Here is a 26,309-nt window from a genome sequence, read left to right as displayed (position 1 = left end):
TCTCGCAGGAACCCGCACCGTCGAGTGCGCGGGGTCCTGCTCCTGCGGCGGAGCGTCCGGCCACCCGGCCGGGCGCTCCCCGCACGAAGGAGCAGACCCTCGCCTGGCTGCGCACCCTCGCCGGTGAGCTCTCGACGCAGACGATCAAGCGACTCGAGGACACGCTGCCCTGGTACGGCAGCATGCCCCCCGGTCGGCGCTCGGCGGTCGGCCTCGTCGCCCAGGCCGGCATCACCTCGTTCATCTCGTGGTTCGACGACCCGTCGGCCACGCCGTGGATCGCGGCGGACGTGTTCGGAGCCGCTCCCCGCGAGCTGCTGCGCTCCGTCTCGCTGACGCAGACGCTGCAGCTGATCAAGGTGACGGTCGAGGTCGTCGAGGACCGGATCAAGAACGGCGGGGAGGACCTCCGCGAGGCGATCCTCCTCTACTCGCGCGAGATCGCCTTCGCCGCGGCCGACGTCTACGCGCGCGCCGCCGAGGCCCGAGGACTCTGGGACGCGCGCCTGGAGGCGCTGGTCGTCGACTCGATCCTCACGGGCGAGGCCGACGACGAGCTGCCCAGCCGGATCGCCGCCCTCGGCTGGCACGGCCACGGCGAGGTCGCCGTCCTGGTGGGCACCGCCCCCAAGATGCTCGACGTCGACCAGCTGCGCCGCACGGCCCGGCACATGGACGCCGACGTGCTGATCGGCGTGCAGGGCAGCCGGCTCGTCCTGGTCATCGGCCGCGCCGAGCCGAGCGAGAACGCCACGGAGGAGACCGGTCCGCCGGTCGCGTTCCTCGAGATCGCGGAGGCGCTCGAGCCCGGCTTCGGGACGGGCCACCTCGTCCTCGGCCACGAGGTGCCGACCCTGGTCGAGGCGTCCCGCAGCGCCCGCGCGGCCCTCGCCGGGTTCGCGGTCGCCCGCTCCTGGCGGAACGCGCCGCGACCGGTCAACGCCGACGACCTCCTTCCCGAGCGCGCCCTCGCCGGCGACCCGCTCGCCCGCCAGAGCCTCATCACGCAGATCTACCGGCCCCTGCAGAAGCACTCGACCGAGCTTCTGACCACGCTGTGGGCCTACCTCGACAACGGCCGCTCGCTCGAGGCGACCGCCCGCGAGCTGTTCGTGCACCCGAACACGGTGCGCTACCGCCTCAAGCGGGTCGCCGAGGTGATCGGCTGGGACGCGACGGGCGCCCGCGAGGCGCTCATCCTCCAGTCCGCCCTCATCCTCGGCTCCATGAGCGACCCGGACGGCGCCGTCCGCCGGAAGCCGTCCCGACGCTGAGGCCCTCCGCTCGCCGAACCCCTCCCGCCCCTGAACACTTGTAGACCCGCGACAAGCTCTTTGTGCTTTGTCAGTGGCTCCACGCGCCGCACGTGCGAGCGCAGATCGGAAGACTGGATACCGTGATCGTCGTCGTCGCCCCGGGTCAGGGCTCCCAGACCCCCGGATTCCTCGCCCCCTGGCTCGAGATCCCCTCCGTGGCCGAGCAGGTCGCCGCGCACTCGAAGGCGGTCGGCATCGACCTCGCCGCGCACGGCACCGTCTCGGACGCGGACACCATCCGCGACACCGCGGTCGCTCAGCCCCTGATCGTCTCCGCGGGACTCGTGAGCCTCGCCGCCCTCCTCGAGGGTGGACGGCGCGATCGCATCGCGGGCATCGCCGGCCACTCCGTCGGCGAGATCACCGCGGCCGCCGGAGCCGGGGTCCTCACCGAGGCCGACGCGCTGGTGTTCGTCCGCGAGCGCGCCCGTGCCATGGCCGCTGCGGCCGCCGCCGAGCCGACCGCGATGAGCGCGGTCCTCGGCGGCGACGAGCAGGCCCTGATCGCCCGTCTCGACGAGCTCGGCCTCGAGCCGGCCAACTACAACGGCGGCGGGCAGATCGTCGTCGCCGGCGCGGTCGACGCGCTCGAGGCACTCAAGGCGGAGCCGCTCCGCGGGACCCGCGTGATCCCCCTGCAGGTGGCCGGCGCCTTCCACACCCGCTACATGGCGCCCGCCCGCGACTCCCTCGCCGGCGTCGCCGCCGGGCTGACCCCCTCCGACCCGACGCTCCGGCTCTGGACGAACCGCGACGGGTCGGTCGTCGACTCCGGTGCCGCGTTCCTCGAGCTGCTCGTCGGCCAGGTCGCCTCCCCCGTCCGCTGGGACCTCTGCATGGCGGCCTTCGCCGACGCGGGCGTCACCGGGATCATCGAGCTGGCACCCGCCGGCGCGCTGGTCGGCCTCGCCAAGCGCGGCCTCAAGGGCGTGCCGAGCATCGCCATCACGACCCCCGACGACGTGGACGCCGCCCGCGCCTTCCTCGACGAGCACGCCGCCTAGCAGGAGAGACCCCATGACGACCCCTTCCCTCACCCAGTCCAGCGGCAGCGCGTACACCCGGATCCTCGGCATCGGCGCGGCACGCGGCGACCTCGTCGTCCCGAACGACGACCTGATCGAGCCGATCAACTCCTCCGACGAGTGGATCCGCCAGCGCACCGGCATCATCGAGCGCCGCCGCGCCTCCGCCGACATCCACGCGGTCGACCTCGCGACCACCGCCTCCCTCGAGGCGATCGAGAAGGCGGGCATCCGCCCGGACCAGATCGGCGTCGTGCTCGTCTCCACGATCAGCAACACCGTGCAGACCCCGTCGCTGGCCGCGCTCCTCGCGGACCGCATCGGCGCGAACCCCGCCCCGGCGTACGACATCTCGGCCGCCTGCGCCGGCTACACCTACGGCATCGCCCAGGCCGACTCCTTCATCCGCTCCGGCCTGGCCGAGTACGTGCTCGTCGTCGGAGCCGAGAAGCTGTCCGAGCTGGTCAAGTCGACCGACCGCAGCATCTCCTTCCTCCTGGGCGACGGCGCGGGCGCCGCGGTCGTCGGCCCCAGCGACACCGCCGGCATCTCGAAGACCGTGTGGGGATCCGACGGCTCCAAGTGGGACACCGTCGGCATGGACAACCCGCTCGCGGCCTACCGCGACGGCACCGCCGAATGGCCCACCCTCCGCCAGGACGGCCCGTCGGTCTTCCGCTGGGCGGTCTGGGAGATGGCCAAGGTCGCCAAGCAGGCGCTCGCGGAGGCGGGCGTCCAGCCCGAGGACCTCGCCGCGTTCATCCCCCACCAGGCGAACATGCGCATCATCGACGAGCTCGCGAAGCAGCTGAAGCTCCCCGAGACCGTCGCTATCGGCCGCGACATCGAGACCACCGGCAACACCTCCGCCGCGTCGATCCCGCTCGCCACCCACCGCCTGCTCGAGGAGCACCCGGAGCTGCACGGCGGACTCGCGCTGCAGATCGGCTTCGGCGCCGGACTGGTGTTCGGCGCGCAGGTCGTGGTGCTCCCGTGACCGGCGCGACCCCACCCCTAAACTGACCTACGGTCACTGACGAACACCCGAAGAACCCCCAAGGAGAGAACCATGGCACTGTCCAACGAAGAAGTCCTCGCCGGCCTGGCCGAGCTTGTCAACGACGAGACGGGCATCGCCACCGACTCCGTCGAGATGGACAAGTCGTTCACCGACGACCTCGACATCGACTCCATCTCGATGATGACCATCGTCGTCAACGCCGAGGAGAAGTTCGACGTGAAGATCCCCGACGACGAGGTCAAGAACCTCAAGACGGTCGGCGACGCGGTCCGCTTCATCGTCAAGGCGTCCGAGTAGTCGTCGCCCGCGCACCCCGTCCTCGTGGCGGACACCCCGGCCGGCGATCGTCGGCCGGGGTGAGCCCGGCACCCACCCACACGGAACAGAGAAGCTCGTCATGACCAAGAAGATCGTCGTCACCGGAATCGGTGCCAGCACTCCCCTCGGCGGGACCGCCCGGGAGTCCTGGAACGCACTCCTCGCCGGCGAATCAGGCGTCCGCTCCCTCGAGCAGGACTGGGTCGCCCAGTACGACATCCCGGTCACCTTCGCCGCCCAGGCCAAGGTCCGCCCGGAGGAGGTGCTCTCCCGCCCCGAGGCGAAGCGCCTCGACCCCTCCAGCCAGTTCGCGCTCATCTCGGCCCGCGAGGCCTGGGCCGACTCCGGCATCACCGACGTCGACCCGCTCCGCGTGGGCGTCGACTACTCGACCGGCATCGGCGGCCTCTGGACCCTCGTCGACGCGTGGGACACCCTCCGCGAGCGCGGACCCCGCCGGGTCCTCCCGATGACCATCCCGATGCTCATGCCCAACGCGGCCGCCGCCGCCATCAGCATGGCCATCCCCTCCCGCGCCTACGCCCGCACCGACGTGTCGGCCTGCGCCTCCAGCACCGAGGCCCTCGCGAACGCCTACGAGCACATGCAGCTCGGCCTCGCCGACGTGGTCGTCGCCGGCGGCACGGAGTCGGTCGTCCACCCGCTCCCGATCGCCGCCTTCGCGTCGATGCAGGCCCTCTCGCGCCGCAACGACGACCCGGCGACCGCCTCGCGCCCCTACGACGTCTCCCGCGACGGCTTCGTCCTCGGAGAAGGCGCCGCGACGCTCATCCTCGAGACCGAGGAGCACGCCCTCGCCCGCGGAGCCCGCATCTACGCGGAGCTCGCCGGCGGCGCCGTCACCAGCGACTCGTACCACATCACGGCGCCGGACCCCGAGGGCTCCGCCGCCGCCCGCGCCATGATCGGCGCCCTCGAGCAGGCCGGAGCCGCGCTCACCGACGTCACCCACGTCAACGCCCACGCGACGAGCACCCCGGTCGGCGACATCGCCGAGTACCGCGCCCTGCTGCGCGTCTTCGGCGACCACCTCCCGAACATCGCCGTCTCGGCGACCAAGGCGTCCACCGGCCACCTCCTCGGCGGCACCGGCGCGCTCGAGGCCATCTTCACCGTGCTCGCCCTCCACGAGCGCACCGCACCCCCCACCATCAACCTCTTCGAGCAGGACCCCCAGATCCCCCTCGACGTCGTCACCAGCCCCCGCGCCCTCGGCGACGGACCGCTGGTCGCCATCTCGAACTCGTTCGGGTTCGGGGGGCACAATGCTGTTGCCGCTTTCCGGACGGTGTAGCGGGGCGTAGCCCCGCTCCACCGTGCGGAAAGCGGGCTGCGCCGCTCCTTGCGCGGCGCAGGCGCGTCCGCTGGGGAGGGGGGCGGGGTTTCCGAGGGCCGGTGCGGTGCGGCGACGGTGATCCGCTGGAACGCGGATCCCCGGATACGCCTCGTGCCGCGAGGGATCTGCGCCGCCGTCTGGTGCGGGCTGGTGAGCACGCCGTGCTGGTGGGGAGCGCGGGCTTCGCCTCGGGTCGGATGCTCGGATCAACGAAGCTGTCCGGGTGGGAGCGCGGGCTTCGCCGCGACTCGCGTCGGATACTCCGATCGCGGAAGCTGTCCGGGTGGGAGCGCGGGCTTCGCCGCGACTCGGGTCGAAAGCTTCGGTTCAAGCAGCTGTGCTCGAGGGGAGCGCGGGCTTCGCCGCGACTCGGGTCGGATGCTCGGATCAGGGCGGCTGCGCTCGTGGGGAGCGTGCGACTCGCCATTACTCGGGCCGTCGGCGTCGTGCGCGACAGAGGTGCGGGCGGGTCCACGAGTCTTCCGACGCCCTCCGCCGGAACGCGGTGCTCCGCCCACCGTCTGGTCGACGTGCCAGCGAGCGGCAACCGTGAGGCGACGACGCGCCTTCGAGGCGGACCTCTGCCGGAACGGGGGGTCCGCTGGCCGCCTGGTTCAGGGAGGCGGGAGCGAACGATTGCCGCGAGGCGTATCCGCCGATCCGCGTGCCAGCGGATCGGCGTCGCCGGACGCCGGCCGCTCCACGGAACCCGACCACCCGACCGAGCCGACTGCGCGACGCCGCGCGAGGAGCGGCGTCGAATGAACTCAGCCGACCCCGTGCATCCAGACGACGGGGGCGAAGTCGCCGCCGTAGCGGAAGGGCTCGAGCTCGTCCTCCCAGGCCTGGCCGAGGGCGAGGCGCAGCTCGCGGTGCAGCTCGATGGGGTCGGCGCCGGCGAGCTCCATGGCGGAGCGGATGCGGTCCTCGGGCACGACGGTGTTGCCCGCGCTGTCGGTCTGGGCGTAGAAGATGCCGAGCTCGGGCGTGTGCATCCAGCGGCCTCCGTCGACGCCGGGCGAGGGCTCCTCGGTGACCTCGTAGCGGACGTCGGCCCAGCCGCGGAGAGCGGAGGCGATGACGGCACCGGTTCCGACCGGGCCCTCCCAGGCGAATTCGGCGCGCAGTGTGCTGCGGAGCACGGGCTGCTCGATCCAGGCGAAGTTCACGGCACGACCAAGAGCGCGACCTGTCCCCCACTCGAGGTGGGGGCAGAGCGCGCGGGGGGCGGAGTGCACGAAGAGCACACCCCGAGTCTGCTGCGCCACCATGGTGTCCTCCGTTCGTCCCGGTGCGTCTTCCCCAACGACCCGGACCACGGAACACTCTGCGGTGCGCCTTCTTCGATTATGACGGTGGACGTGCCACCACGCCCGATCATGCAGGAGCGGCGGACCTCCGTCAAGGCGGCTCGCCGCGCCTGCTCGACCGGCCGTGGGCGGCTCCTGCCTATACTCGGGTCGTCCGCGCCGCCGGACGCCGCACACCGCCAGACGCCCGCCGGGAGGAGCACCGTGTCCGTCCGCGACGGCCTGCTCGCCCTGCTCACGCTCGGCCCCGCCTACGGCCTCCAGCTGCACGCCGAGCTCCTCGACCGTGCCGCGCACCGGCCCCGGGTCAACGTCGGCCAGATCTACTCGACGCTCGACCGCCTGCGCGAGCGGGGCCTCGTCGTCTCGGCCGGGTCCACCGACGACGGCCTCCCCCTGCACGCGCTCACCGACGAGGGCCGCGCGGAGGCGGCCGCCTGGCTGACGGGTGACGGAGCGTCCCCGGAGGAGGACTGGGACGACGTCCTCGACCGGGTGCTGCTGGCCTCGAGCCTGTCCGGCGCCGACCTCGCCGCCGTCCTCGACGCGTACGAGAGCTCGCTGCCCGCCACCGCCGACGAGCAGGCGGAGGAGGAGGACGCGCACCCGCAGCGCCGCCTCGCCGCGATCGCCGCCCGCGTGCGGGAGGAGGCCCTGCGGCGCCTCCTCGAGGCGGCCCGCGACGAGCTCACGGGCGACGGGCCGGGACGGAGCGTCCGCGGATACGCTCTCGAGCGTCCCCGCCGGGGCCGTCGAGCCTCGAGCTAGGACGAGACAGGCGCGGGTGCCGTCGCCTAGGGTGGTTCGCATGTCCCGCACCCCCCTCGGTCTCCGCGTCCCCTCCCGGGCGCGCCGGCGCCTCGTCGCCGCCGGAGCGGGCACGGTCCTCGTCCTGTGCGCCGCCCTCGCCGCCCCGCTCTCCGCGTCCGCCGCCTACGACCCGTCCGACTACCCCTCGTGGTCCGATGTCGAGGCCGCGAAGTCGAGCGAGAGCGCAACCGCCGCCGAGGTCGACCGCATCACCGCCTTCCTCGCCGACCTGCGCGACCAGGCCGCCGCCCTCACCGACGCCGCCATCAGCCGGGCCGCCGAGGCGGACGCCGCGCAGAGCGCTCTCGACGAGGCGACCCAGCGCGTGAGCGCCCTGGAGGAGCGCGCCTCCGCCGCCCGCTCGGACGCCGACGCAGCGAAGGAGCAGGCCGGCCGTCTCGCCGCGCAGCTCTACCGCAACGGCGGGACCGATGCGACGCTCAACCTCCTCATCGGCGGCGACGAGTCGAGCGAGCTGCTCTACCGCCTCGGCACCATGACGCAGCTCACCCAGCAGACCAGCCGGCTCCAGACCGCGGCGCAGTCGACCGAGAACCAGGCCGTCTCCCTCGCGGCGCAGGCCGAGCAGGCCCGGGGCGAGCGCGTCTCCCTCGCCACCGCCGCGGCCGACGCGCTCTCGGTCGCCCGCTCCGCGCAGGCCGAGGCCGACGCCAAGGTCGCCGACCAGGAGAAGTACAGCCAGGAGCTCTACACCCAGCTCGCCTCGCTCAAGAACACCACCGCCGAGATCGAGCGGGAGTACGCCGACGGCCAGGACGCGAAGTCGGCCTTCGAGGAGCAGCAGCGCCTCTCCCGCCTCGCCGCCGAGGCCGAGGCCGCCCGCCAGCGCGCCGCGTCGGCTCCCGCCGCGGCCGCTGCTCCGGCAGCGCCCTCCAACAGCGGAGGTGGCGGAGGCGGCCCGGTCGAACTCGGCGACGACGACCCGACCGGCGCGCGCAACAGCTCCGCCAAGACCATCGCCGCCCTCGGCACCTACGCCGGACGCACGGACGGCCTCTCCCCCGCGCAGGCCCAGGCCTACGCCCGCACCGCTGTCGGCCGCTTCGGCTGGGGCGCCGACCAGGTCGACCGGTGCCTCATCCCGCTGTGGAACGGCGAGTCGGGGTGGCGCTGGAACGCGCTGAACCGCTCCTCCGGCGCCTACGGCATCCCGCAGGCCCTCCCGGCGAGCAAGATGGCCAACTCGGGAGCCGACTACCAGACGAACGCGGCGACGCAGGTCGACTGGGGGCTCTCGTACATCAAGAGCGCCTACGGCTCGCCCTGCAACGCGTGGTCGAGCTGGAACAACCGCTCGCCGCACTGGTACTGATCCCGCGTCTCACTTCGCCTGGTCGTAGGAGTCGACGACGGCGACGGTGACCGGGAAGTCGACCTCGCCCACTCCGAAGAGCGAGCGTCCGGCGCGCACCGCCGCCTCGCGGACGATCGCGGCGACCCGCTCGCCGACGTCGGCGGGAGCGTGCACGATCACCTCGTCGTGCAGGAAGTAGACGAGGTGCGCCCGGCCGACCGCGCCGCCCTCGGCGCGCAGTCGCGCCCGCAGCTCGCCCATCCAGCAGAGCGCCCACTCGGCCGCGGTCCCCTGCACCACGAAGTTGCGGGTGAAGCGTCCCCACTCGCGCGCTCGCGCCGCATCGGCCGAGAGCCCCTCGGGGCCGGGAGGCGAGCTGCGCCCGAGCCACGTCGAGACGCTCTCGCCGCGCTCCCCCGCCCGAGCCGCCGCCTCGACGTGCGCGACCGAGCGCGGGTAGGCACGGGCGAGCCTCGGGAGCAGCCGTCCGGCCTCCCCGCTCGTCGCCCCGTACATCGCCCCCAGCATCGCGACCTTCGCCCGCGGCCGGTCGGGGACCACGCCGGCGTCGACGATGCCCTGGTAGAGGTCGCGGCCCCGCCCGGCGGCGGCCATGGCCGAGTCGCCCGAGAGCGCGGCGAGGATGCGCGGCTCGAGCTGCGCGGCATCCGCGACCACGAGGCTCCAGCCCGGATCCGCGGTGACCGCGGCGCGGATCTGCCGCGGCAGCTGCAGCGCCCCTCCGCCCGAGGTCGCCCAGCGGCCGGTGACGACGCCGCCCACCACGTACTCCGGCCGGAACCGTCCGTCGCGCACCCACGCGTCGAGCCAGGCCCAGCCGTTGGCGGTGAGCAGCCGGGAGAGCTTCTTGTACTCCAGGAGGGGCGGTACCGCGGGGTGCTCGAGGGACTGCAGCTCCCAGGAGCGCGTCGACTCGACCGGCAGCCCCGCGCGCCGCAGCGCCTTGAGGAGCTCGGCCGGCGAGTCGGGGTTGAGCTCGGGCGCGCCGAGCTCGTCGCGCAGGCGGTCGGCCAGCGCCTCCAACCGGGCCGGGCGGCCGCCGAAGAGCGGGCGGGGGCCGAGCATCCCGGTGAGCACCCGGTCGTGCACATCGGCGCGCCACGGCAGCCCCGCGTGGGCGATCTCGCGAGCGATCAGGGCGCCGACGGATTCGGCGGCGAGCAGCAGGCGGAGCCGGCCGGCCTCGGCGGCGCCGGAGAGCGCCTCCTCCTGCAGGGCCAGCTCGAGGACGGGGTCGAGCTCGTCGGAGCCGCCCGCCGCCTCCTCGAACCCGATCAGCGTGTCCTGCGCGGCGGGGGCCGCGGCTCCCGCGTCCCACGGGTCGAGGGGCGAGCGCGCGAGAGCCGATGAGGCGGCGGAGACCGAGCGGCGGAGGATCGCGCGGGCCAGCCGGAGGTCGTGGCACCGGGCGACGACCACCCCGGCCGACAGCAGTGCGGGGTACCAGCGCGCGGTGTCGTCCCAGACCCAGCGCGGGCGCTCCGGCTCCCGCTCCCGGACGAACGCCGCCAGCTCGGCCGGCCCCCTGCCGCTCCCGGCCTCGGCGCCGCCGACGGGGTCGACCGCCCGCCACGCCCCCGTGGGGCCGCCGACGAGTGCGAGGAGCATCGGGCCATTCTCCCCCGTGGCGGACACGGAGGCCGCCGTCGTGGGGACGGCAGGGCCCCCTCTCGCTGAAGGAGTCACGCCGACGGCCGCGAGGGCGGGTAGCCGGGGAAGGGCTTCTCCTGCGCCGTCGGCGGCTGATGGGCCCACAGGGCGGCCGCGATGGTGTCCATCGAGCGGGAGTAGCCCACGAGCGTCCGCCTCTCCGGCTCGGCCGCCCAGGTCACCGCGCGGAACCAGGTCTCGCGGTACGGGCCGGTCTCGATGCGGCGCACCAGGCCGATCCGGCCGGTGCGCAGGGCGTCGACCATCACCCACTCGTCCTGCCCGCTGCTGCGCAGCATCTGGAGCGGACTCCACTCGATCATCGCGCCTCCCACCGGTCGATCCGCGGCCGTGGCGAGCACGAGCGCCGCGGCGTACACTCGCAGACTATCGAACACATGTTCGAACGGCCAACCGGGTCCGGCGAGTGAACGGGAGCACGACGATGGCGGTGATCGACGAGACGGCGCTGGTCTCGACCGACGGCGAGGGAGTGCCGATCGCGCTCGAGTGGCGGGGCGGGAGCTACCGGGTGACCGACCGGCCGACGGTGTGGACCTGCACGAGCGAGTGGTGGGCGCCCCTCGAGGGGTTCCCGCCGACGTTCGGGCGCACACCGGTGAGCATCGGCGGCTGGCGCTTCCAGGCGACGGACCTCGCGACCGGCGGAGCGTTCGTGCTCGACGTGGTCGCGTCGACGGAGCCGCAGTGGAGCGTGGTGCGGATCTACGAGTAGTGCCGGCGCGAGGCCAGCCGGGCGGCTACTTGTCGGCCGACCAGGGCGCCCGCGTCATGGCGATGAGAGCCGCGACTCCGGAGACGAGGCCGACACCGGCGATGGCGGACACGACGAGCCAGAGAACGAGTTCCATGCCGCCAGTCTACCGAGCCCCGGAGCGGATCCTCTCCGCCCCGCTTCCATCCCCCGGCTATGGAATAGCCTGGGCAGAGTGACCGACGCCCCCACCCGCGCGAGTGTCGGACTGCGCTCGGAGCGCGGCCCGATCCTGCTGTCCCTGATGATCTCGACCGCTCTGGTCGCCCTCGACGCCACGATCCTCTCGACGGCCGTGCCGTCCATCGTCGCCGACCTGGGGGGCTTCGAGCAGTTCCCCTGGCTGTTCTCGATCTACCTGCTGGCCCAGGCGGTCTCGGTCCCCCTCTACGGCAAGCTCGCCGACGTGATCGGGCGCAAGCCCATCATGCTGATCGGCATCGCCCTGTTCCTGGTCGGCTCGCTCCTGTGCGGCCTCGCCTGGAGCATGCCCGCGCTGATCGCGTTCCGAGCCCTGCAGGGCCTGGGGGCCGGAGCGATCCAGCCGATGGGCATCACCATCGCCGGCGACATCTACACGGTCGCCGAGCGTGCGAAGACCCAGGGCTACCTCGCGAGCGTCTGGGGCATCTCCTCTGTCGTCGGGCCGACCCTCGGCGGCGTGCTCTCGGACCTGGGCGCCTGGCGCGGCATCTTCCTCGTCAACATCCCCCTGTGCCTCCTGGCGGCGTTCCTCCTGATCCGCAGCTTCCGCGAGACCACGCGGGGCGAGAAGCAGCGGATCGACGTGGCGGGCGCCTCCGTGCTCGCCGTGGGCACCGCGCTGCTCATCCTCGGGCTGCTCGAGGGCGGCAGCGCCTGGCCGTGGCTCTCCCCCGCCGGAGTCGGCGTGTTCGTCGTCTCGGCCCTCGCGTTCGCCGGCTTCGTCGCGATCGAGCGGCGAGCTGCCGCCCCGGTGCTCCCCCTCTGGGTCCTCACGCGGCGCGTGCTGATCTCGACCAGCCTGGTCTCGGTGACCGTCGGCGCGATCACGCTCGGCGTCACCTCGTACTTCCCGACCTTCGCGCAGGGCGTGCTCGGCAGCTCCGCCCTCGGCGCGGGCTTCGCCGTCGCGGCGATGACGCTCGGCTGGCCGGTCGCGGCGAGCCTGTCGGGCCGGCTCTACCTGCGCATCGGCTTCCGCAACACGGGCTTCCTCGGAGCGGGGCTCGTCGTGATCGGCACGGCGCTGACCATCCTGCTCGGCGCCTCCTCGACGCTGTGGGAGATCGCCGGCTTCTGCGTGCTGATCGGCGCCGGCATGGGGCTCGTGGCGACTCCGACGCTGATCCGGGCGCAGTCGAGCGTCGACTGGAACGAGCGCGGAGTGGTCTCCTCGACCAACTTCTTCGCCCGCAACATCGGCAGCGCCGTCGCCGTGGCCGTGTTCGGCGCGATCGTGAACGCGAAGGCGGGCGGCGGCGTCCCCGCACCGGCGGACCTCGCCGAGGGCACCCGCTTCGTCTGCATCGCGCTCACGGTCCTCGCCGTGGGCATGCTCGCCGCGGTCTGGGCGATGCCGAAGGAGGGGCGCCCCGCGCCCGGAGAGGATCGGGCGGCGGAGGCCGAGCCCGACGCGGCCCGGCCGGACGCGGCCCAGCCCTAGCCGTCAGGCGGCGCCGTCGGTTCTCGTCGTCAGCCGGAGCGGCGCGCCGCGGCCGTCGCTCGCAGGCGGTCGCGGTGGGTGCGGCGCACCCGGTGCGTCCAGCGCTGCAGGGACGACCCCATCCCGGGGTGCCGCGCCAGCGTGTGCAGAGCGCGGTCGAACCGGCGGAGCATGTCGGCGAAGGCGCCGAAGGGGCGGGCCGAGATGCCGACCTCGAGGTGGCGGTCGAGCACGATCCGGTGCCGGAGTCCCAGGTGCACGCTGATCTCGACGTCGTCGTGCACGTAGGCGTCGTGCCGGTGCATCTCCTCCGCGATCTCCTCCCACGCCGACCGGCGGACGGCGCAGTTGGAGCCGAAGAGCGGCCAGTTGGCCAGCGCCGACCCCATCAGCACGAAGTAGGCGTCCATGTAGGCGACCCGCGCGATCACCCGGGCGATCGGGCCGAGCTCGTCGAAGCGTCCGGGACCGGTCACCGCTCCGACCTCGGGATCGGCGAAGTGGCCGGCCAGGCGCGCCAGCCAGTAGGGTCCCGGGCGGGAGTCGGCGTCGAGCCGTGCGAGGACGTCGCCGTGCGCCTCGTCGAAGCCGTGCGCCGTGCTCGCCGGGATCCCGGCTCCGTCGTGCCGCACCACCCGCGCGCCCGCCGCTCGCGCGACGGCGGCGCTGTCGTCGGTGCTCCCGTCGTCGACGACGACGATCTCGAACGGAGCGAGCGTCTGCTCGCGGAGGAGCTCGAGCAGCTGCTCGAGGTGGCGGGCGTCGTCCTTCACGGGGACGACGACCGAGATGCGCCGGTGATCCATCCGCCCAGTCAACGCGATCGGGGCGCTCAGCGGGGACACCGCCACGCGTCTCGCGCGAGCCCGGACCTGTCAACCGGCTCCCGAGCGCGTCGGATCCCCTGATGGGATCGACCCGTGTCCGCCGGATCGGCGGCCCGATCGAGACAGGAGACGACATGACCCAGGGACCTCGAGACTTCCGGCCCACCCGTGCACTGGTGACCGCTTCTGACTCCGGCATCGGCCGGGCGACCGCGGTGGCACTGGCCGAGGCGGGCATGGACGTCGGCATCACCTGGCACAGCGACGAGGAGGGCGCGCAGGGCACGGCGGAGGAGGTGCGCTCCCTCGGCCGGCGCGCCGAGATCGCGCGCCTCGACACGACGGATCTGGAGGGCGCGGGCGACGTGATCGACGACCTCGCGGATCGACTGGGCGGGCTCGACGTCGCCGTCAGCAATGCGGGCGGAGGCGGAGGCGAGCCCTTCCTCGAGCAGAGCCTCGACAGCTGGCGCTCGACCGTCGCCCTGAACCTCGACGGAGCGTTCGTCTGCCTCCAGCGCGCCGCGCGGCGCATGGCGGCCCAGGGCACGGGCGGCAGGATCATCGCGGTCACCAGTGTCCACGAGCACCAGCCGCGGGTCGGCTCCGTCGCCTACACCGCTGCCAAGCACGGGCTGGGCGGCCTGCTGAAGGTGGCCGCACTCGAGCTCGGCTCCCTCGGCATCACCGTCAACGCCGTCGCCCCCGGGGAGATCGCGACGCCGATGAACGACGCCGAGGATGTGGACCCCGTCACGATCGACCGCCCCGGCATCCCCCTTGGCCGCCCCGGCGACGCCCGCGAGATCGCGGCGGTGGTCGCCTTCCTGGCCTCTCCCGCCGCCTCCTACATCACCGGATCCTCGTACGTCGTGGACGGCGGGATGCTGCAGATGGGGCCGCAGGCCGGCTCCCACCTCCGGCAGGACGACTGGCGCGAGGCCTGAGCCGCCGACCACGGCGCCCGCCCGCCGGGTACTCTCGAAGAGGTGCTCCGGCGGGCGGGGCGCCTGCTCCGGGATGTAGGTGACGCACGTGTGGTTCCGGCGTCGACGCAGGTTCAAGATGGAGCCGTACGACCCCGATGAGAACCCGTCGCGCGAGCCCGCCTCCGTCGAGGAGGCCGCCGAGGAGGGCCTGATGCTCGCGCAGTACGCGAGCCGGATGGCCGTGAAGAACCGTGTGCTGATGGACGGCCTCGGTGCTGACGTCCCCTTCGACTCGGGCCGCTACTCCGTCGTCGCCGCGGAGGAGCTCGAGAAGCTGGCGCGCGAGTCCGAGGCAGCCGCCGAGCGCCTGCGCGGCATCGCCGCCGACGTGACCTCGGTGGGCGGCCGCTCCGACCACGTGCACGACTACCGCTCGGCCGACGTCGACAACCTCGACCACCGCGAGCGGCTCTCGCTCCTGGTCGCCGACTCCCTCCACAGGCGGGCGCAGGACGAGGAGTACCTCGCGACGCTCGTCGACGACGCCCGTCAGGACGCGTGGCGCGAGCTCGCGCAGTCGATCGAGGAGACCCTCGACCGCACCTCGCGGATCGACCCGGACGACGAGGAGTACCGCCGCGACCGCTCGGTGCGGATGGCGCTCGTGGTCGTCGACGACCTGGTCAAGCTGGCGGAGGAGCGCGGCGTCAGCCTCGAGGACTGACGGGCTCGTCGTGGGACGCCGGGACGGGGCTCAGGCCCAGCCGGCGCGGAACGACTCGGTCGCCTCGGCGGAGCGCTCCCGGACCGACTCCAGCAGCTCCTCCATGGTGGAGCTGCGGAGGAACGCGAGGCGGTCGAGCTCGGTGACCGGTGCGACGCCGGCGAGCTGCCAAGCGTGCGCGGCCGGATCCTCGGCGAGCTCGACGACCGCGCCGTAGCGCTGCTCGACGAACTCGCTCGCGACCGCCAGTGCCGTGCGGACCGCCGACTCCGCCGCAGCCAGCGCGGGGGCGTGCTTCTCGTCCCACTCCAGATCGGGCAGCAGGCGGACCTCGGCGCGCGGGTACGGGTCGTCCTCGTACCAGCGGACGACCTCGAAGCGCTCCTCGCCCACGGAGTCGAGCGTGACGAACGACTCCGCCCCGTCGATGTTCAGGATGCGCGCGCGGGCGCCGACCGCGAACCGCTGGTCGCCGCCGCCCACCTCCTGGCCGCGCTCGATGAGCACGACGCCGAACGCGAGGGTCTCGTCCTCGAGGACGTCGCCGAGCATCCGCAGGTACCGCGGCTCGAACAGCCGGAGCGGGAGCGGCATGTGCGGCAGGAGCACGGAGCCGAGCGGGAACATCGGAAGATCAGGCACAGGATCAGGCAATCACGTCGAGCGGGGAGCGGCCAGTACGGGCGCGGCGCGTCGGGACGTGCTAGCGCATCGCGCCACCGTGTCGTCCGCTCGCGGATGCTCGCCACGCCCCGGACGATCTCCGACGGCCCGCCCTCACCCGCGAGGCTCCCACTCAGACTGGGAGCATGGATCTCGCCGAACTCCGAGCCGTCGTCCGCGCGGACCTGGCCGCCAAGGGCCACGCCTCCGACCGGCTCACCGTCCTCGTCCTCCGACTCGGGCAGTACTCGAGCTCTCGGAGGACCCGGCTCCCTCTCCACCTCGTCTACCGCCTGGTCGATCTCGTCTGGATCCGCATGATCGTCGGAGCCGAGCTGCCGCCGGCCGCTCAGGTCGGGCCCGGCCTGCGGCTCCCCCACTGGGGCCGCGGTGTGATCCTGCACCCGCGCACGGTGATCGGAAGGAACGCGTTCATCTACCACGGCGTCACCATCGGCGAGTCGAAGGGTCGGACGCCCGTCATCGGCGACGACGTCTACATCGGCGCCCGCGCGACGATCGTCGGGGACGTGACCGTCGGCGACCGTGTGCGGGTCGGAGCCGGCGCCGTCGTCGTCCGCGACGTCGCCTCCGACTCGTCCGCGGTCGGCGTGCCGGCGAGGACCGCGTCGGCGGCGTCCTGAGGCACGGCCCGTCGGCCTGACGGGGCCGGACCGTCCGCTCCGACGAGAACGACATCAGGTGGAGGCCCGACCCGGCGCTGGAGAGAAGGAACCACCGCGGGTGGAGCGGAGTAGGGCGTACGGGACTTGAACCCGTGACCGACGGATTATGAGTGTGATCCGGAACAGATAGCGACGAGAAGCGGTGGAGAGCCGATTAGAGCGAACCGCTCTCGATCCCACTGCTGGCGCGGATCTCAGGCCGACTGGTCGACAACCAATCGCAGCGGACGGATGTCAGCCGTAGCGGCCTCGTGCCCCACGTCCGCCCCACGGCCCGGCTTCTTCTTCCGCTTCGTCGGCTCGGAGAGCGCGGCGAGCACGGCGTCCCGCGGGGTGTCCGCGAGGTGCGCGTACTTCCTCGTCGTCATCGGCGAGACGTGCCCGAGGAGCCGGCCGACCTCCTCGATCGAGACGCCGTCCTGAATGAGCCAGGAGGCGTAGGTGTGCCGGAGGTCGTGGATCCGGGTTGCGCCGATGCCGGAGGCGTCGAGGGCGGGCAGCCAGACGCGGCGCCGCCAGTTCGAGTAGTCGAGGACGTGCCCGTCGACGTCGAAGACGTAGCCACTGCGGCGTCCGGCGACGAGCGGTCGGAGGCGCTTGACGACCCAGTCGGGCAGCGGGACGTCGCGGACCTTCCGTCCCTTCGGGTAGAGCTTGAGCGCGCGGGACTTGTCGTCCCAGACCTCGACGACGCGCAGCACGCCGCGGCCGAGGTCGACGCGGTTCACCTGCAGACCGGCCGCCTCGCCCCATCGGAGGCCGGCGCCGACGAGGAGGGACACGAGCGCGCGGTCGAGGCTCTTCTTCGGGAACTCGTCGAGCAGGTGCGCTGCCTTTTTCCGGGTGAGGTACCGCTCGGTCGCCTGCGCGCCGACGGGGAGCCGGAGGCGGTAGGCCGGGTTGTGCGTGATGATCTGCGCGTCGACGGCCGCGGTGAGCGACGCCGAGAGCAGGTGCACGCATCGCTGAACGGTGGTCGCCGCGAGGCCGTCCGCGGCCAGCTCGACCGCCCACGCCCGGATGTCGTGCCGGGTGATGTCGACGAGCGCCACGTCGCGCCAGCGAGGCATGAGCCGGCCGTCGCGGCGTGAGAGGTCGCGGGCGAGCGTGCCTGGCTCGACGCTGCGGGTCGGCCACCACTCCTCGGACCAGGCCGCCCAGGTGCGCTTCGCCGCGTCGGGGTCGCGCCAGCCGAGCTTCGCGGCGTCGACCTCGGCGGCCATCGCGGACTTGAGCGCCTGCTTCTCCTGGACGTAGGTGCCGGCCGATCGGCGCTTCCCGTCGGGGAGGCGGTAGACGCCGCGGAACCGGCCGGAGGGCAGCTGCTCGGTCCATGCCATGGGGGTGTGCTCCTATGCGGTGCGGTGGTCTCGGAGATAGAGCTCGAGGAGGTGGTCGGTGACGCCGAGCTCGAGGGCCCAGACGCCGGGGTCGGGGCTCATGCGGGCGACATCGGCGAGGTGGTCAGGGGCGATGAGCTTCCGGGCCGCCCACCGGTCGGCGAGGCGCTCGATACGGGGCGTGGTCTCGCAGTGGCCGAGGCACACGTGGCCGAGCTCGTGGGCGAGGGTCTGGCGCTCATGCCAGGCGCGGAGGCCGCGCTTGAGGATGATGACGCGCTCGTCGGGGAGCCAGAGGCCGTTGGCGGAGCGGATCCGTCCGTGGAGGACGGGAATGCCCAGCCGGTCCGCGTGCTCGTACGGGTCGTACGTGCCGGCTGGGCGGTGTGTCATGGGGTCCTGTCGTCGAGGTCCTGCTCGGGGTCGGATCGATCGGCGGCGAGGCGGTCGCCGTAGCGGGCTGCGATCGCGGCGCTCGCCAACACGAGGACCGCGACCGCGGGCTTCATCACCGACAACCTGGGAGTTACAGCCTGATGCCCACCGGATACCGGCAGACCCTGCCCGTCGCGTTCACCGACCTCACCCTTCCGAAGTTCGTCCCCAAGGTCGAGGTCGTCGACAGCTTCAACCGTCCCGACTCGACTACCACGCTCGGAGCGACCGAGCAGGGCGAGAAGACGTGGGAGACCATGATCGCCACCGGCACCGGACCGGTCACGTGGGGGATCAGCTCGAGCTCGGCGCTGTCCCGTTCCAGCAGCACCGGGAACGCGATGATCGACGCCGGCACCGCCTACGGTGTCGCCTCCGTCACGATCGCCGCGATCGCCGCGACCGGTGACGCGTACGGCGGACTCGTGGCACTGGCCTCGCCCACCACGCAGACCCAGTACGTGCTCCTCCTAGACAAGACCACGACCGGCACCGCCCCCGCAAACGTCTACAAGGTGAACCGGCGCGTCGATGGGGCGTACGTCAACCTGTGGACCTCAACCACGGCACCGACCGCGGGAGATGTCCTCTCGGTCGACAGCTCAGCGACCGCGCTCGTGTTCAAGATCAACGGCGTCACCGTGCACTCCGTCCCCAACCCGTCGGGCAGCACCAACACCCGCTTCGGATTCATCGGCCGCAGCGACCGCATCGTCCGCTTCGACAACTTCCGCTTCCTGCCCTAATGAGCGCAACGACGAAACGCCCCCTCGCCCTCCTACGGGAGCGGCGAGGGGGTCTTCTGTGCGTTCTCGGGCAGCGGGCTCGTGTGGCTGATCTTTTTCCTAGCTCGCTCGAGGGGCTTCTCGATCACGATGTGTACCGCCCACGCGAAGGCGACGGCTGCCACAACACCGACGGCGACGGCCGCGAGGTGAGGAAGGGGCAGGTAGCGCTCGGCGAGTTCAAGGGCCGGTCGGTGCGCGAGGTAGAGGGTGTACGAGAGCACCCCGAGGAACGCGACGGGCCGCCAGTTCAGGACCCGACCGGCGATCGAGTCCGGGGCGAGGATCACGGCGGCGAAGATGCCGAAGAGGGCGATGCTCTGCAATGTGTAACCGACCGTCATGCCGAAATCGTTGGGAGCGAGGCTGACGGCGTAGAACGCGACGAAGCTGCCGACGAGGATCAGCGGGAGGGCCCAGCGCTGCCGGGGCGCCCGGATCTCGCGGTACATCGGGTTAGCGCCGATCGCCATGATCGATCCCCACAGGATAGCGTCGGCGCGCGTGTCGGTGGAGAGGTAGAGCCGGTCCCAGCTGGCGCCGTGCGAGGACAGGTAGACGCGCCACAGCATGATCGTGAGGCAGACGGCGACGAGCACGATCACCTGATGGAGGGGGCGCGGCACGAGCCGGCGCAGTCCGATGTAGACGAGGGGGAAGAGGAGGTAGAAGTGCTCCTCGACGGCCAGGGACCACAGAGCGTTCATCGCGGCGGGGAGCCCGGTGCGCCCCTCGAAAACGATGTAGTAGTTCGCCCAGAACGTGCCGCCACTGAGCGCTCCTACAGGTGACATCTCGGAGGGGAGGACACCGGCGAGCGAGAGGATGATGGCGATTGCGAGGACGAGGTAGAGCGAGTCCGGCGGAGGTAGAAGTCTCGGAGCGAGATGCGTCCGCGCCGCTCGGCTTCCACACGCATCAGGTGCGTGATGAGGTAGCCGCTGAGAAAGAAGAACAGGGTGACGCCCGTCGAGCCCTTGATGGGCGTCGGCAAGCCTGCGTGCCCCCACACGACGACGGCGATAGCGACGGCGCGGAGTCCGTCGAGGGACGGGATGCGACCTGGCACGAGTGTTCCCCCTGATTGCATGGGCTGAGCCTACGACGTCCGGTGTCAGTGGTCGGCCGCACTCTTGGGTGATGGGAACGAAGTACGACCCGAACCATCCCCACCGGCCGACCGGCTACCTCGACACGGCGGTCGAGGCGTACCGCGACCATGGCGAGGAGGCGCCCTGGCTGCTCCTCTGGCGCGGCGGAGAGGTCGTCACCAACCCGACCACCGGGCGCTACATGTACGTCTGGGAGGGCGACACCGAGGGGCAGCTGCGAGGCCGCGACGGGCGGCGCCACTGATACTGCAGAGGGACACGCGGAGCAAATGCTGCGTGTCGACGGTCTACGCGTAGAAGGGCTGCGAGATGCCGGAGAATACCGGAAACTCAGAACCCGGATGCTTGCGAATTGTTCCTTGGATGTTGGCGAGCACGATCTGGTTATGGGAGTTACGGCCAAGCCACTGGCGGGCTGAATCAACCATTGTCCTGCAGAAGATTTCGAGATCGATTGACATACCGATAGACGATCCATCGGCCGCTACAAACCGCGGGCCGTGGATGCTCACCTGCTGCTCACCGGGATCCTGCCCGGGTTGAAAGAACATGAGACGAGGCACGTGAGGTTGATGGCCTGGATCCAAGCGGGACTGGTGCACTACCGCGTTGCGGTACTTGTACAGGTTCTTGACGATGTCCTGGTGTCGCCATAGGTCGTCGACCTGGTTCTCCTGAACCCAACGAATGTACTTGTTCTCATTGGTTTTGCCGGACGTATCACCGAGCGCAGCGCAGATGTCCGGCACAAGAAGAGCACCCGTGAGCGCCAGATACCAAAGACGCGCCTTGAGCGCCCCTTCAATCTCGTCGAGAATCGGAATCACGGACACCTCGCTGTCTCGTCATGTCGTACCACACTGCCCCACGTCAGCCCCACGCGAGGGCCATGAAGCCCACACGATTTGCGAGATGTATCGCCTGACCAGGGCTTATCGAGTAGGGCGTACGGGACTTGAACCCGTGACCGACGGATTATGAGTCCGCTGCTCTGACCGGCTGAGCTAACGCCCCGCGGCGGCCGTCCGAGCGGCCGTCAGGTGGCGGCGGGTGCGGACGCTGCGTCGGAGGCCGGATCGGCCACCGGCTCCCCACGATACAGGCTCTCGAAGGTGCTGATCGTGCGGTTGATGTCGTGCGCGGCGACGATTTGGAGGGAGGCGCGCTTCATCGCCTCGAGGTCCTCCTGGTCGGCCGTGAGCACGGCGGTGAGGCGGTCGGCGAGGGCCTCGGCGCTGCCCGGCGCGAAGAGGTAGCCGTTCTCGCCGTCGTGGACGAGGTGCGGGAGGGCCATCGCGTCGGCGGCGACGACGGGGAGGGCCGAGGCCATCGCCTCCATCGTCGCGATGCTCTGCAGCTCGGCGATGGACGGCATGGCGAACACGGTGGCGCGCGTGTACGCCTCCTTGAGCTCGGCGTCCGAGACGTAGCCGGTGAAGCGCACGCGGTCGGCGATGCCGAGGGTCGCGGCGAGCTGCTGGAGGTTGCGCATCTGGTCGCCGCCGCCGACGATCTCGAGCTTCGCGTCGAGCGCCGGATCGAGCAGGGCGACGGCGCGGAGCAGGACGTCGATGTGCTTCTCGCCGGTCACGCGGCCGACGAAGAGGATCGAGTCGCCGGCGCGGGCCGAGAAGTCGGGCGTGTAGTTGTCGGCGTCGATGCCGCAGGAGATGGCGTGGACGCCCCGGAGGCCCGTGTACTTCTCGAGGAACTGCGCGGCCTTGCGGGTCGGCGTGGTGACCGCCTCCGCCCGGCCGAAGGTGCGGCGCGCGGCCCGCCACGCCATTGCCACGGCCTTGGCCTGCACGGCCTTCGGCAGGAGGGTGAACTCGAGCATGTTCTCGGGCATGAAGTGGTTCGTGCCGACGATGCGGATGCCGCGCTTGGCCGCCTCGATCCCGAGGCCGCGGCCGACGATGATGTGCGACTGGAAGTGCACGACGTCGGGCTTCACCTCGTCGAGGATGCGCGCGCTGTTCTGCCGGATGCGCCACGGCATCGCGAAGCGCAGCCAGTCGTGCGGGTACCAGCGCCAGCTGTAGAGCCGGTGCACGATGATCCGTTGGCCCTCGTGCGTCTCGACCCGGGTGCCGCTCCAGCCGTCGGCCGAGGGGGCGACGACGTGGACCTCGTGGCCGCGCTGCGCGAGACCGGCGGCGAGGCGCTCGGCGAACTTCGCGGCTCCGTTCACGTCGGGAGCGAAGGTGTCGCAGCCGATCACGACCGTCAGCGGTCGGGAGTCGGGCGATCCCGGTCGGGACGCGTCGCGGGGATCTGACACGGGAGGTCCTATCGGTGTCGTGCCGCTCGGGGAGAGAAGGGAGCGATCGGCGGAGGTCGGTCGGTTTCGTGGCTCTCGGCGCGGGCCCATTGTAGGCAGAGGAGTCCTCACCACTCGGGATCCCGCGCCGTCAGCGCGCCTGCGGGTGGTGCTTGGCGAGGAGGAAGACGCCGTAGATGGCGACGGCACCGGCCGCGATGAAGAGCGGGATCGCCCACGGGGCCGCGTACTGCGCCTCTCCGAGCACGACGATGCCGATCGCGACGGCGACCAGCGGGTCGATGACGGTGAGGCCCGCCACGACGAGGTCCGGCGGGCCGGAGGAGTAGGCGTTCTGAACGAAGTACCCGCCGAGCGCGGTCGCGGCCAGGAGCGCCACGATGCAGACCACCGTCAGCGGGTCGAACTCGCCGTACTTGATGCGGTTGAGCACGACCTTCGCGAGAGTCGCGACGAAGCCGTAGACCACTCCGGCGCCCACGATGTAGAAGATCGCCTTCGCTCCGCGGCGGAAGACGCGGAAGGCGACGACGAAGACCGTGAGCACCACGGCGAGGATCACGAGGATCGTGATGAGCTCGGGCGTCTGGATGGACTTGTCGACCGCGTTGAACGCCGCTACGAGGACGAACGTGCCGACGCCTCCGACGCAGAGCACGATCGCCCGGATCGACGCCGCGTTCAGGCGCACCCGGCTGACCCGCGCGTTGACGACCGCGGTGATCACGAGCGCCACCGCTCCGAGCGGCTGCACCACGATGAGCGGGGAGAAGCCGAGGCTCGTCAGCTGGAAGACGATCGCGAGACCCAGGAGCAGGGTGCCGATCACCCACGAGGGGCGCGAGAGCAGCGCGACCAGCTGGCCGCCGCTGAGCCCGGAGGAGCCGGAGCGCTTCGAGAACCGCTCCACCTTCGCCACTCCCCGGTGCTGGAACTGCGCGCCGAGGGAGAGGAACACCGCGCCCACGAGAGCGATCGGGATGCCGATGAACTTCGCCGGGTCGTTGAGGAGTTCGGCGAGATCGGCGGGCATGGGTCGACCCTACCCAGAACGCCTCCGGGAGTCCTCCGACGCACGGGTGAGGGGCTGAGCCCAGCGGATGATCCTCGCGGACCCGGTCGGCGGCCCCGCGGTACCCTGTCCACCATGGCCGTCCTCCCCATCCGCATCGCCGGCGACCCCGTCCTGCACTCCCCCGCCGCCCCCGTCACCGAGTTCGACGATGCGCTGCGCACCCTCGTCGCCGACATGTTCGAGACGATGGACACCGCCCCCGGAGTCGGCCTCGCCGGCCCGCAGGTCGGCGTCCCGCTGCGCCTGTTCGTCTACGACTACGCCGACGACGACGGCACCCCCCGCCGCGGCGTCGCGATCAACCCCGAGCTGTTCGTCACGCCGACCCCGCTCGGCGAGGCGGACGAGGACACGGAGTCGGAGGGGTGCCTCTCCTTCCCCGGCGAGCGCTTCCCGCTCCGCCGCTCCGAGCGCGCGATCCTCCGCGCGGTCGACCTCGAGCAGGAGCCGTTCGAGATCGTCGCGGACGGCTGGTTCGCCCGCGTGTTCCAGCACGAGTTCGACCACCTCGACGGCGTGCTCTACATCGACCGCCTCGAGCACGACTACCACAAGCCGGTCGCGAAGATCACCCGGAAGCGCGGCTGGGGCGGCCCCGGCGTCTCGTGGCTGCCCGGCGTGGAGCACCTCGAGGACTGACTCAGGCCAGGTCGACCCCGTGCACGCCGTTGTGGTGGCGGATCGCGGGGAACGAGGCGGTGACGCTCCGGCCGACGCCGGGCGTCCGCTTCTCGGTCACGTCACCGCCGAAGAGGGCGGCCCGCTCGCGCAGCTCGGCGAGCGCGGGGCTGTCGATGCGCTCGGTGAGCGAGCGCAGATCCGCCTCGAGAGCGCTGGCGTCCTGCTCCGCAGCGCCGTGCTGCTCGCGGTCGTCGTCGACCTCCACCCGGAGGCCGGTGGTCGTCCATCGGGAGCTGATGCGGACCTCGGTCCCCGCGCCGCCGGTCTCCAGCGCCGAGTCGAAGGCGTACTCGAGCACCCGGAGCACGGCCACCTCGGCGCCGTCCTGCAGCGGGAACGGCTCGCCGAACGACTCCTCGCGGACGCTCAGGCCTCGCTCGCGGGCGCCCTCGATCAGGGGGACGGAGCCGCCGGTGCGCGGCAGCTCCCCCGGATCGACGGAGGCGACGGTCGCGATGCGGCGCAGCTGCGCCAGCGAGGCCTCGGCCGCCCGCACGGCACGCTGCGCCGACCGCGCGGCTGCGGCGGGGTCGCGGTCGATCGTGAGACGGACGCTCTCGGCCTCCTCGACGACGTGCGCGGCGCTGCGGACCGCGAGCTGCTCGAGCTCGCCGACGATGCGGAGCCTCGCCTCCTGCTCGCCGACCGCCAGCTCGAGGCGGACGACGCGCGCCGCCTCCTCCGCACGGCTCTCGGCGGCACGGCGCTCGGCGCCGACGGCGCGGCGCCACAGCACGACGACCGCGACCAGGGCGATCAGGGCGAGGACGAGGACGACTTCGAGCACGACGGCCTCCGGGGGGACGGGACGGGTTCGGCACAGGAGCGCCGGAGAGAGATCGTACCCGCGCCGCGGACAGCGGACCTGAGGCCGCGGAGGGGGTTGCGGAGCCGTACTCAGCCGTCGGAGCGCACGGAGCGGGTGACGGTGAAGCGGCGGTCGCGCGCCACCACCGTGGTCGGCCCGACCGCGCGGCGCAGCTCGGCCGGATGCGCGAGGTGGGAGTTGAAGACCGTCCACAGCACGCCTCCGGGGCGCAGCACGCGGCCGGCCGCGCGCAGCATGCGCCGGGCGACGAGGTCGGTGACGGCTCCGTCGGAGTGGAACGGCGGATTGCAGAGCACGACGTCGACGGAGGACGCCTCCAGAGTCGAGGCGTTGTCGTCGCGGAGGACGCGGACGGCCAGCCCATTGGCCGCCGCAGTCGCCCGGGCGGACTCGACCGCGGCACGCGAGGTGTCCGTCGCGGTCACGGCGAGGTCGGGGCGGGCCCGGGCCACCACGGCGGCGAGCACGCCGGTTCCGCAGCCGAGGTCGAGTGCGGTGCCCGCGGGGAGGGAGTCGAGATCGAGGGCGGCGAGGAGGGCGCGGGTGCCGAGGTCCAGTCGTGCACCTGCGAAGGCTCCCGGCAGTGCGACGACCTCGAGGTCGAGCTCGTCCAGACGGCGCCGCTCGGGCCCTGGCGCGGGCGGCTGGTCGGGGAGCGCGCCGCTCGCGAGCAGGGCGCGCGACTTCTGCCGGGCGAGGGAGACGTCGATCCGCTCGTAGCGCACGGCGAGCACGTCGTTCATCGTGCGGGTCATGTGCTTGATGCGGCCGGCGCCGATCAGGGTCGCCGCCGGGTTCGCGAGTGCGGTCCCGGCCGCGACGGCGGCCAGCGCGTCGAGCGAGCGCGGCAGGCGCAGGAGCACCGCGTCGGCGTCGCGGACGGCCTCCGCGACGGAGTCGACGATCTCGATCGGCGCGAGATCGACGCCCGACCCCCGCACCGTCTCGAGGTTCTGCGCGAGAGCGCGCTCGGCGGTGATCGAGTCCTGCACGACGCGCACGGCACGGCCGTCGGCGGCGAGGCCGAGGCTCAGTGCCCCGTAGGCGTCCCCGATCACGGCGAGGCGGCCGCGATCGGCGGCGAGGTCGAGCAGCAGACGGTCACTGGCGTCGACGGCGACGAGATCCGGCGCCTCGACGTCGGGGCGGCGGCGCAGGAGAGCGAGCACGTCCTCGCGCATCGCCCCTCCGATCGTCGGTCCGAGCGGGTGGGCCCTCGAGGGCGACCGCTCGCGGGCACGAAAAAAGGGCCCGAGAGTGGAGTCCCGGACCCTTCGCTCCCCGACTTGGACTCGAACCAAGAACCTACCGGTTAACAGCCGATTGCTCTGCCAATTGAGCTATCGAGGATCATCCGACCGCCCGGAGGCGATCAGCGC

28 protein-coding genes, 2 tRNA genes and 1 pseudogene are annotated in these 26,309 nt (G+C 72.2%); 15 read left to right on the top strand and 16 right to left on the bottom strand.

The annotated features are described in order from the left end of the window. The first annotated feature begins 107 nt into the window (after nt 1-107). The 5 genes from C5C36_RS07995 (at nt 108) to C5C36_RS07975 (ending at nt 4,995) form a co-directional block, all read left to right on the top strand. Entirely contained in the window at nt 108-1,274 is a 1,167-nt protein-coding gene (locus tag C5C36_RS07995) for a CdaR family transcriptional regulator (RefSeq protein ID WP_181027189.1), read from the top strand. 122 nt (nt 1,275-1,396) lie between these two features. Beyond that, entirely contained in the window at nt 1,397-2,320 is a 924-nt protein-coding gene (locus tag C5C36_RS07990; RefSeq protein ID WP_104309536.1) for an ACP S-malonyltransferase, read from the top strand. Nucleotides 2,321-2,333: 13 nt separating this feature from the next. Next, entirely contained in the window at nt 2,334-3,338 is a 1,005-nt protein-coding gene (locus C5C36_RS07985; RefSeq protein ID WP_104223464.1) for a beta-ketoacyl-ACP synthase III, read from the top strand. 72 nt (nt 3,339-3,410) lie between these two features. After that, the gene (locus C5C36_RS07980; RefSeq protein WP_104223463.1) at nt 3,411-3,659 is read left to right on the top strand and encodes an acyl carrier protein; all 249 of its coding nucleotides are present in this window, start codon (nt 3,411-3,413) and stop codon (nt 3,657-3,659) included. Between the two features lie 100 nt (nt 3,660-3,759). Continuing rightward, nucleotides 3,760-4,995: a beta-ketoacyl synthase gene (locus tag C5C36_RS07975; RefSeq protein WP_104226673.1), complete on the top strand. Its 1,236-nt coding sequence runs from the start codon at nt 3,760-3,762 to the stop codon at nt 4,993-4,995. A gap of 809 nt (nt 4,996-5,804) precedes the next feature. Here C5C36_RS07975 and C5C36_RS07970 read toward each other — a convergent pair. Then, nucleotides 5,805-6,308, bottom strand: a complete 504-nt coding sequence (locus C5C36_RS07970) for a DUF3145 domain-containing protein (RefSeq protein ID WP_104226674.1) — start codon at nt 6,306-6,308, stop codon at nt 5,805-5,807. 243 nt (nt 6,309-6,551) lie between these two features. Between C5C36_RS07970 and C5C36_RS07965 the strand changes: the two genes are divergently transcribed. Further along, nucleotides 6,552-7,115, top strand: coding sequence for a PadR family transcriptional regulator (locus C5C36_RS07965; protein ID WP_181133791.1), 564 nt, complete (start codon nt 6,552-6,554; stop codon nt 7,113-7,115). A gap of 40 nt (nt 7,116-7,155) precedes the next feature. Continuing rightward, nucleotides 7,156-8,490 (top strand): hypothetical protein, encoded by a 1,335-nt coding sequence (locus C5C36_RS07955; RefSeq protein ID WP_104269256.1) that lies wholly within the window; start codon nt 7,156-7,158, stop codon nt 8,488-8,490. Between the two features lie 9 nt (nt 8,491-8,499). On the opposite strand, the gene C5C36_RS07950 is transcribed toward C5C36_RS07955, so the two are convergent. Both C5C36_RS07950 and C5C36_RS07945 read right to left on the bottom strand, forming a co-directional pair. Continuing rightward, nucleotides 8,500-10,101 (bottom strand): bifunctional 3'-5' exonuclease/DNA polymerase, encoded by a 1,602-nt coding sequence (locus C5C36_RS07950; RefSeq protein ID WP_104309532.1) that lies wholly within the window; start codon nt 10,099-10,101, stop codon nt 8,500-8,502. A gap of 74 nt (nt 10,102-10,175) precedes the next feature. Then, nucleotides 10,176-10,523, bottom strand: a complete 348-nt coding sequence (locus C5C36_RS07945; RefSeq protein ID WP_104260982.1) for a hypothetical protein — start codon at nt 10,521-10,523, stop codon at nt 10,176-10,178. Nucleotides 10,524-10,570: 47 nt separating this feature from the next. Here C5C36_RS07945 and C5C36_RS07940 point away from each other — a divergent pair, with 47 nt between their 5' ends. Both C5C36_RS07940 and C5C36_RS07935 read left to right on the top strand, forming a co-directional pair. Continuing rightward, nucleotides 10,571-10,879 (top strand): hypothetical protein, encoded by a 309-nt coding sequence (locus tag C5C36_RS07940; protein WP_104226677.1) that lies wholly within the window; start codon nt 10,571-10,573, stop codon nt 10,877-10,879. Between the two features lie 283 nt (nt 10,880-11,162). Then, nucleotides 11,163-12,563 (top strand): MDR family MFS transporter, encoded by a 1,401-nt coding sequence (locus tag C5C36_RS07935; RefSeq protein WP_104260996.1) that lies wholly within the window; start codon nt 11,163-11,165, stop codon nt 12,561-12,563. A gap of 29 nt (nt 12,564-12,592) precedes the next feature. Here C5C36_RS07935 and C5C36_RS07930 read toward each other — a convergent pair whose 3' ends face one another. Next, nucleotides 12,593-13,369 carry a glycosyltransferase family 2 protein gene (locus tag C5C36_RS07930; protein WP_104309531.1) on the bottom strand — a complete coding sequence of 259 codons (777 nt, stop codon included), beginning with the start codon at nt 13,367-13,369 and terminating at the stop codon, nt 12,593-12,595. Between the two features lie 155 nt (nt 13,370-13,524). Between C5C36_RS07930 and C5C36_RS07925 the strand changes: the two genes are divergently transcribed. Beyond that, nucleotides 13,525-14,337 (top strand): SDR family oxidoreductase, encoded by an 813-nt coding sequence (locus C5C36_RS07925; protein ID WP_104226704.1) that lies wholly within the window; start codon nt 13,525-13,527, stop codon nt 14,335-14,337. Nucleotides 14,338-14,455: 118 nt separating this feature from the next. After that, nucleotides 14,456-15,043, top strand: a complete 588-nt coding sequence (locus C5C36_RS07920) for a hypothetical protein (protein ID WP_104223455.1) — start codon at nt 14,456-14,458, stop codon at nt 15,041-15,043. 30 nt (nt 15,044-15,073) lie between these two features. Here the strand turns inward: C5C36_RS07920 and C5C36_RS07915 are convergent, their stop codons facing one another. After that, the gene (locus tag C5C36_RS07915) at nt 15,074-15,685 is read right to left on the bottom strand and encodes an LON peptidase substrate-binding domain-containing protein (RefSeq protein WP_244229436.1); all 612 of its coding nucleotides are present in this window, start codon (nt 15,683-15,685) and stop codon (nt 15,074-15,076) included. A 167-nt stretch (nt 15,686-15,852) separates the two neighbouring features. Here C5C36_RS07915 and C5C36_RS07910 point away from each other — a divergent pair, with 167 nt between their 5' ends. Continuing rightward, on the top strand, nt 15,853-16,350 hold the full coding sequence (locus C5C36_RS07910; protein ID WP_104309530.1) for a DapH/DapD/GlmU-related protein: 498 nt from the start codon (nt 15,853-15,855) through the stop codon (nt 16,348-16,350). Between the two features lie 236 nt (nt 16,351-16,586). Here C5C36_RS07910 and C5C36_RS07905 read toward each other — a convergent pair whose 3' ends face one another. Continuing rightward, nucleotides 16,587-17,732, bottom strand: coding sequence for a site-specific integrase (locus tag C5C36_RS07905; RefSeq protein WP_104309529.1), 1,146 nt, complete (start codon nt 17,730-17,732; stop codon nt 16,587-16,589). A gap of 12 nt (nt 17,733-17,744) precedes the next feature. Continuing rightward, complete coding sequence (locus C5C36_RS07900; protein WP_104297527.1) at nt 17,745-18,125, bottom strand: ImmA/IrrE family metallo-endopeptidase; 381 nt, start codon at nt 18,123-18,125, stop codon at nt 17,745-17,747. A 143-nt stretch (nt 18,126-18,268) separates the two neighbouring features. Between C5C36_RS07900 and C5C36_RS07895 the strand changes: the two genes are divergently transcribed. Further along, entirely contained in the window at nt 18,269-18,913 is a 645-nt protein-coding gene (locus C5C36_RS07895; protein ID WP_104297526.1) for a hypothetical protein, read from the top strand. A 32-nt stretch (nt 18,914-18,945) separates the two neighbouring features. Here the strand turns inward: C5C36_RS07895 and C5C36_RS07890 are convergent. Further along, a pseudogene (locus tag C5C36_RS07890) lies at nt 18,946-19,791 on the bottom strand (acyltransferase family protein); the annotation flags it as partial. Continuing rightward, nucleotides 19,734-20,042, bottom strand: coding sequence for an acyltransferase (locus C5C36_RS18255; protein WP_104297535.1), 309 nt, complete (start codon nt 20,040-20,042; stop codon nt 19,734-19,736). The gene C5C36_RS18255 and the pseudogene C5C36_RS07890, both read right to left, overlap by 58 nt. A 50-nt stretch (nt 20,043-20,092) precedes the next feature. Here C5C36_RS18255 and C5C36_RS07880 point away from each other — a divergent pair, with 50 nt between their 5' ends. Beyond that, the gene (locus C5C36_RS07880) at nt 20,093-20,308 is read left to right on the top strand and encodes a hypothetical protein (RefSeq protein ID WP_104297524.1); all 216 of its coding nucleotides are present in this window, start codon (nt 20,093-20,095) and stop codon (nt 20,306-20,308) included. Nucleotides 20,309-20,351: 43 nt separating this feature from the next. Here the strand turns inward: C5C36_RS07880 and C5C36_RS07875 are convergent, their stop codons facing one another. The 4 genes from C5C36_RS07875 to C5C36_RS07860 all read right to left on the bottom strand — a co-directional run bounded on the left by C5C36_RS07875 (nt 20,352) and on the right by C5C36_RS07860 (nt 23,378). Continuing rightward, nucleotides 20,352-20,891: a hypothetical protein gene (locus C5C36_RS07875; RefSeq protein ID WP_146082405.1), complete on the bottom strand. Its 540-nt coding sequence runs from the start codon at nt 20,889-20,891 to the stop codon at nt 20,352-20,354. Nucleotides 20,892-21,004: 113 nt separating this feature from the next. Next, a tRNA-Ile gene (locus C5C36_RS07870) sits at nt 21,005-21,078 on the bottom strand. 22 nt (nt 21,079-21,100) lie between these two features. Then, nucleotides 21,101-22,345, bottom strand: coding sequence for a glycosyltransferase (locus C5C36_RS07865; protein ID WP_258063521.1), 1,245 nt, complete (start codon nt 22,343-22,345; stop codon nt 21,101-21,103). 130 nt (nt 22,346-22,475) lie between these two features. Beyond that, nucleotides 22,476-23,378: a DMT family transporter gene (locus C5C36_RS07860; protein WP_104234188.1), complete on the bottom strand. Its 903-nt coding sequence runs from the start codon at nt 23,376-23,378 to the stop codon at nt 22,476-22,478. 114 nt (nt 23,379-23,492) lie between these two features. Here C5C36_RS07860 and def point away from each other — a divergent pair, with 114 nt between their 5' ends. Continuing rightward, complete coding sequence (gene def / locus C5C36_RS07855; RefSeq protein ID WP_104223450.1) at nt 23,493-24,059, top strand: peptide deformylase; 567 nt, start codon at nt 23,493-23,495, stop codon at nt 24,057-24,059. A 1-nt stretch (nt 24,060) separates the two neighbouring features. On the opposite strand, the gene C5C36_RS07850 is transcribed toward def, so the two are convergent. The 3 genes from C5C36_RS07850 to C5C36_RS07840 form a co-directional block, all read right to left on the bottom strand. Then, the gene (locus C5C36_RS07850; RefSeq protein ID WP_104223449.1) at nt 24,061-24,888 is read right to left on the bottom strand and encodes a hypothetical protein; all 828 of its coding nucleotides are present in this window, start codon (nt 24,886-24,888) and stop codon (nt 24,061-24,063) included. A gap of 110 nt (nt 24,889-24,998) precedes the next feature. Beyond that, nucleotides 24,999-26,111, bottom strand: coding sequence for a class I SAM-dependent methyltransferase (locus C5C36_RS07845; RefSeq protein ID WP_104297521.1), 1,113 nt, complete (start codon nt 26,109-26,111; stop codon nt 24,999-25,001). Between the two features lie 96 nt (nt 26,112-26,207). After that, nucleotides 26,208-26,280 (bottom strand) — tRNA-Asn (locus C5C36_RS07840). Nucleotides 26,281-26,309: the final 29 nt, after the last annotated feature.

Source organism: Rathayibacter sp. AY1G1 (genome assembly GCF_002932095.1).
GTDB lineage: Bacteria > Actinomycetota > Actinomycetes > Actinomycetales > Microbacteriaceae > Rathayibacter.
Note: the sequence above shows the minus strand (reverse complement) of the source record. Positions and strands in the feature narration are given on the sequence as shown.

Excerpts from the sequence above, each read along its gene's own strand:
- C5C36_RS07985 (WP_104223464.1), top strand. The coding sequence starts at position 2,334 with ATGACGACCCCTTCCCTCACCCAGTCCAGCGGCAGCGCGTACACCCGG.
- C5C36_RS07980 (WP_104223463.1), top strand. The coding sequence starts at position 3,411 with ATGGCACTGTCCAACGAAGAAGTCCTCGCCGGCCTGGCCGAGCTTGTC.
- C5C36_RS07975 (WP_104226673.1), top strand. The coding sequence starts at position 3,760 with ATGACCAAGAAGATCGTCGTCACCGGAATCGGTGCCAGCACTCCCCTC.
- C5C36_RS07970 (WP_104226674.1), bottom strand. The coding sequence starts at position 6,308 with ATGGTGGCGCAGCAGACTCGGGGTGTGCTCTTCGTGCACTCCGCCCCC.
- C5C36_RS07955 (WP_104269256.1), top strand. The coding sequence starts at position 7,156 with ATGTCCCGCACCCCCCTCGGTCTCCGCGTCCCCTCCCGGGCGCGCCGG.
- C5C36_RS07950 (WP_104309532.1), bottom strand. The coding sequence starts at position 10,101 with ATGCTCCTCGCACTCGTCGGCGGCCCCACGGGGGCGTGGCGGGCGGTC.
- C5C36_RS07935 (WP_104260996.1), top strand. The coding sequence starts at position 11,163 with ATGATCTCGACCGCTCTGGTCGCCCTCGACGCCACGATCCTCTCGACG.
- C5C36_RS07930 (WP_104309531.1), bottom strand. The coding sequence starts at position 13,369 with ATGGATCACCGGCGCATCTCGGTCGTCGTCCCCGTGAAGGACGACGCC.
- C5C36_RS07925 (WP_104226704.1), top strand. The coding sequence starts at position 13,525 with ATGACCCAGGGACCTCGAGACTTCCGGCCCACCCGTGCACTGGTGACC.
- C5C36_RS07920 (WP_104223455.1), top strand. The coding sequence starts at position 14,456 with ATGGAGCCGTACGACCCCGATGAGAACCCGTCGCGCGAGCCCGCCTCC.
- C5C36_RS07910 (WP_104309530.1), top strand. The coding sequence starts at position 15,853 with ATGGATCTCGCCGAACTCCGAGCCGTCGTCCGCGCGGACCTGGCCGCC.
- C5C36_RS07905 (WP_104309529.1), bottom strand. The coding sequence starts at position 17,732 with ATGGCATGGACCGAGCAGCTGCCCTCCGGCCGGTTCCGCGGCGTCTAC.
- C5C36_RS07900 (WP_104297527.1), bottom strand. The coding sequence starts at position 18,125 with ATGACACACCGCCCAGCCGGCACGTACGACCCGTACGAGCACGCGGAC.
- C5C36_RS07895 (WP_104297526.1), top strand. The coding sequence starts at position 18,269 with ATGCCCACCGGATACCGGCAGACCCTGCCCGTCGCGTTCACCGACCTC.
- C5C36_RS18255 (WP_104297535.1), bottom strand. The coding sequence starts at position 20,042 with ATGCAATCAGGGGGAACACTCGTGCCAGGTCGCATCCCGTCCCTCGAC.
- C5C36_RS07880 (WP_104297524.1), top strand. The coding sequence starts at position 20,093 with ATGGGAACGAAGTACGACCCGAACCATCCCCACCGGCCGACCGGCTAC.
- C5C36_RS07860 (WP_104234188.1), bottom strand. The coding sequence starts at position 23,378 with ATGCCCGCCGATCTCGCCGAACTCCTCAACGACCCGGCGAAGTTCATC.
- def (WP_104223450.1), top strand. The coding sequence starts at position 23,493 with ATGGCCGTCCTCCCCATCCGCATCGCCGGCGACCCCGTCCTGCACTCC.
- C5C36_RS07845 (WP_104297521.1), bottom strand. The coding sequence starts at position 26,111 with ATGCGCGAGGACGTGCTCGCTCTCCTGCGCCGCCGCCCCGACGTCGAG.